Annotated in this window: 1 protein-coding gene; it reads right to left on the bottom strand. The window is 68.0% G+C overall.

Translation table 11 applies throughout. The features are described 5' to 3' along the window. The coding region (gene hisN / locus ASE59_RS16200) for a histidinol-phosphatase (protein WP_056458733.1) at positions 1–780 on the bottom strand (780 nt) is incomplete at its 3' end. Positions 781–823 lie beyond the last annotated feature (43 nt).

Below are 823 nucleotides of genomic sequence, written 5' to 3'. Positions count from 1 at the left end.
CCCGCCGCGACAGGCAAGCAGTTCGACGACATCCTCAAGCCGCGCCGCATCCCCCAAAGCAATCACCTCGCCGATGCTGCCGGCATGGAGCGGATCGCCCGACCAGTCGCTCATCGTGCCGCCGGCACCCTCGACCACCGGGACCAGCGCGGCGAAGTCGTGCAGCTTCAGGCCCGCCTCGACCACCAGATCGATATGACCCGATGCCAGCGTGCCGTATGAATAGCAGTCGCCGCCCAGGACGGTCGAACGCACCTTCGCCTCGACATGTTCGAAGCCGTGCAGCTGCCCGTCGTCGAAGAGCGCCGGGCTGGTCGTCGCCAACAGCGCGTCGGCCAGATCGCGGCAGCGGCGGGTCTTTGCCGGCTGGCCGTTGAAGGTCGTGCCGCGCCCGACCGCGCCGATCCAGCGTTCGCCGATGATCGGCTGGTCGATGATGCCCAGCACCGGCCAGCCATCCTCGACCAGCGCGATCAACGTGCCGAAGATCGGTCGCCCGGCGATGAACGAGCGCGTGCCATCGATCGGATCGAGCACCCATACCCGTCCGCTGGTGCCGTCGCGGACGCCATATTCCTCGCCCTGAATGCCGTCCGACGGCCGCTCGCGCTCGATCAGCGTGCGCATCGCGGCCTCCGCCTCGCGATCGGCGAGGGTGACGGGGGATGCGTCATCCTTGATCTCCAGCCCGTAATTGCTGCGGAAGCGGGGACGGATCGCGGCACCGGCGGCATCGGCCAGTTGCGCGGCAAGGGTCAGGTCGGCGGCGGTGACGGGCATGATGGGCCTTTGGATTAGCTGTTGGGAACGTGTTCTCGCACGT

Source organism: Sphingomonas sp. Leaf10 (assembly GCF_001421245.1).
Classification (GTDB): domain Bacteria; phylum Pseudomonadota; class Alphaproteobacteria; order Sphingomonadales; family Sphingomonadaceae; genus Sphingomonas.
The sequence above is the reverse complement of the archived record's forward strand: the minus strand, read 5'-3'. Positions and strand labels throughout refer to the sequence as shown.